The sequence below is a fragment of the Streptomyces sp. NPDC005438 genome, from assembly GCF_040606315.1.
In the GTDB taxonomy this organism is placed as follows: domain Bacteria; phylum Actinomycetota; class Actinomycetes; order Streptomycetales; family Streptomycetaceae; genus Streptomyces.
On sequence record NZ_JBEXEP010000028.1, the window covers coordinates 1 to 3,631 of the forward strand.

1 protein-coding gene is annotated in these 3,631 nt (G+C 70.3%); it reads left to right on the top strand.

The features are described from left to right. Window positions 1-249: 249 nt before the first annotated feature. A partial coding sequence (locus ABZT14_RS25520; protein ID WP_356306893.1) for a type I polyketide synthase occupies window positions 250-3,631 on the top strand: 3,382 nt, incomplete at its 3' end.

The window sequence follows — 3,631 nt, forward strand, 5'->3', positions numbered from 1 at the left end:
GAGGGGGTTGCGGGGTTGTGGGTGCGGGGTGTGGAGGTGGATTGGTCGGTGGTGTTTGAGGGGTTGGGGCCGCGGTTGGTGGATTTGCCGACGTATGCGTTTCAGCGGGAGTCGTTTTGGCCGCGGTTTGTGTCTGGTGGGGGTGTGGGTGTGGAGGGTGTTGTTGTGGGTGGTGAGGGTGAGTTGTGGGGTGTGGTGGAGCGTGGGGATGTGGGTGGTGTGGCGTCGGTGTTGGGTGTGGATGAGGGTGTGGTGGGTCCGTTGGTGCCGGTGTTGGCGGAGTGGCGTCAGCGGCAGGTGGAGCAGGACACCACCAACAACTGGCGCTACCGCGTCTCCTGGACGCCGTTCACCCCGGCAAACGGCACCCTGGCCCCGGGTGACTGGCTGGTCGTCACCACCGAGGCGGAGGCCGCCGACTCCTGGGCGGACGCCGTGTGCGCGCAGCTGGCGACCTCGGGGGCCACACCGCACCGCGTACGGCTCGACGAGCGCCACCTCGACCGTGCCGAACTGGCCGGCGTGCTGGCCGAGTTCGAAGAGGTGGCGGGTGTCGTATCCCTGCTGGCCTGGGACGAACGAGAGGTCACCGGCCAGCAGGGCCTGACCTTGGGCCTCGGCCTGACCGCTGCCCTGCTCCAGGCGCTGGGTGACCGTGAGTTGAACGCCCCGGTGTGGTCGCTGACCACGGGTGCGGTCGCCGTCGCCCGTTGGGACGCGGTGACCCATCCGAGCCAGGCTGCCGTGTGGGGGCTGGGCCGGGTCGCGGCCCTGGAGCACCCCGACCGGTGGGGCGGTCTGATCGACGTACCCGAGGTGTCGAACCCGCGTACCGTCCGGCTGGTGCTGGACATCATGGTCGGCGCCGAGGAGGACCAGGTCGGGCTGCGGGACTCGGGCCTCTTCGGCCGGCGTCTCCAGCGCGCCCCCCGTCGGGCCGGCGCGGACACCGACTGGTCGCCGACCGGCACCGTACTGATCACTGGCGGTACCGGTGCGCTGGGTGCCCGGGTGGCCCGCTGGGTCGTGGAACGCGGCGCCGCACACGTGGTGTTGACCAGCCGGCGTGGGCCTGACGCGCCCGGGGCCGACGACCTGAGGCGGGAGCTGGAGGCGAACGGTGCCGCGGTGACGGTCGCGGCCTGTGACGTCACCGACCGTACGCAGGTGTCCGAGTTGATCGCCGCGGTACCCGAGGAGCACCCGTTGACCGCCGTGGTGCACGCGGCCGGTGTGCTGGACGACGGCATCCTGGACTCGCTCACCCCGGAGCGGATCGCCGGAGTGATGGCGGCTAAGGCGAGCGCCGCGCTGGTGTTGGACGAGCTGACGGCCGACCTCGACCTGGACGCGTTCGTCCTGTTCGCCTCGACCGCCGGTATCTGGGGTGGCCCGGGCCAGGCCAACTACGCCGCGGCGAACGCCGTACTGGACGCCGTCGCGGAGTACCGCAGGTCCAATGGCCGCGCGGCGACCTCGATCGCTTGGGGACCGTGGGCCGACGCGGGTATGGCCGACAGCGCCGAGGTGGAGGCGCGGCAGCGCAAGGGCGGCGTCCACGCGCTCGCCCCCGACTCCGCCATGACCGTGCTCCAGCAGGTGGTGGCGGACAGCGAGGCGACGCTGACCGTCGCCGGCATCGACTGGGAACGGTACGCACCCGCGTTGACCGCCACCCGTCGTAGCCTGCTGCTGGACCTGATACCGGAAGCCCGCGAGGCCCTGGAGTCGGCCGAGGAGGCCGCGACGAGCAGCCCCGAGGGACTCGCCGGACGGCTGGCCGGGCTGGGCGCCGCCGAACGGGAGCGCGAACTGCTGGACCTGGTCCGCAAGCACGTCAGCGGCGTACTGGGCTTCTCCTCGCCGACGGACGTGGCTCCGACCGACATCTTCTCGTCCATCGGGTTCGACTCGTTGACGGCCGTGGAACTGCGCAACCGCCTCGGCATGGTCACCGGACTGCGCCTCCCGGCGACGTTGATCTTCGACTATCCGACGCCACAGGCACTGATGCGGTACCTGCGGGACGAACTGGTCGACACCGTGCAGGAGCCGGAGGCCACTCCGCAGCTGCCGGTGGTCACCGGCAGCGACACGAGCGAGGAACCGATCGCCATCGTCGGCATGAGCTGCCGACTGCCGGGCGGTGTCAGCTCGCCGGAGGAGTTCTGGCGTCTGCTGTCCGAGGGCGTCGACGCCATCACCGACTTCCCGGTCGAGCGCGGCTGGGACGTCGAGGGGGTCTACGACCCGGACAAGGACAAGGCCGGTACCACGTACACCCGGCACGGCGGATTCATCGATGGCATCAGCGAGTTCGACGCCACGCTCTTCGGCGTCAACCCGCGTGAGGCGTTGGCGATGGACCCCCACCAGCGTCTGCTGCTGGAGGCGGTCTGGGAGGCCTCGGAACGCGCCGGGATCGACCCGCTGTCCCTGGCCGGCAGCCGCACCGGAATGTTCGCCGGAAGCAACGGCTCGGACTACGGCGGTCTGCTGCTCGCCTCGCCGCAGGGGGCCGACGGCTACTTCATGACCGGTAACGCCGCGAGCGTCCTCTCCGGCCGGGTCGCTTACACCCTGGGTCTGGAGGGCCCGGCGGTCACCGTGGACACCGCCTGCTCCTCCTCCCTGGTGGCGCTTCACCTCGCCGCCCAGGCCCTGAGGTCGGACGAGTGCTCGCTGGCCCTCGCCAGTGGCGCCACCCTGATCTCCACCCCGGCCCCGTTCGTACAGTTCAGCCGTCAACACGGCCTGGCTGTCGACGGCCGCTGCAAGGCCTTCTCCGACGACGCCGATGGCACCGGATGGGCCGAAGGCGTCGGCGTACTGCTCCTGGAGCGGTTGTCGGACGCGCGGCGGAACGGTCACCGGGTGTTGGCGGTGGTGCGGGGCTCGGCGGTCAACCAGGACGGTGCGTCCAACGGTCTGACGGCACCCAACGGTCCCTCCCAGCAGCGCGTGATCCGTCAGGCGCTGAAGAACGCGGGGGTGGCGCCGCACGAGGTGGACGCGGTGGAGGCGCACGGTACGGGTACATCGTTGGGTGACCCGATCGAGGCGCAGGCGCTACTCGCGACCTACGGCAAGGACCGTCCCGAGGACCAGCCGCTGTGGCTGGGGTCGGTGAAGTCCAACATCGGCCACACCCAGGCCGCCGCCGGTGTGGCGGGTGTGATGAAGATGGTGCTGGCGATGCGGCACGAGACGCTGCCCAAGTCGCTCCACATCACCAAGCCGTCCACCCATGTCGACTGGTCGTCGGGCTCGGTCGAGTTGCTGTCCGAGTCCCGGCAGTGGGAGCGTGCCGGTCGACCACGTCGTGCGGGCGTCTCGTCCTTCGGTATCAGTGGCACCAACGCCCACGTGATCCTGGAGGAGGCACCCGAGGACGAGGAGGAGAACGAGGAGGAGGCTCTCGCCTCCGCCGAGCCCGTTGAGTCTGGGGAGTCTGGAGGCGGTTCCGCGGTGTCTACTGAGTCCTTCCCCGTGGTGCCGTGGGTGGTGTCGTCGCGGTCTGGTGAGGGGTTGCCTTCTCAGGCGGGTCGGTTGTTGTCGGGTGTGGGTGGGTTGTCTGGGGTGGATGTGGGGTTGTCGTTGGGTGTGGGTCGTGCGGGGTTGGAGTATCGGG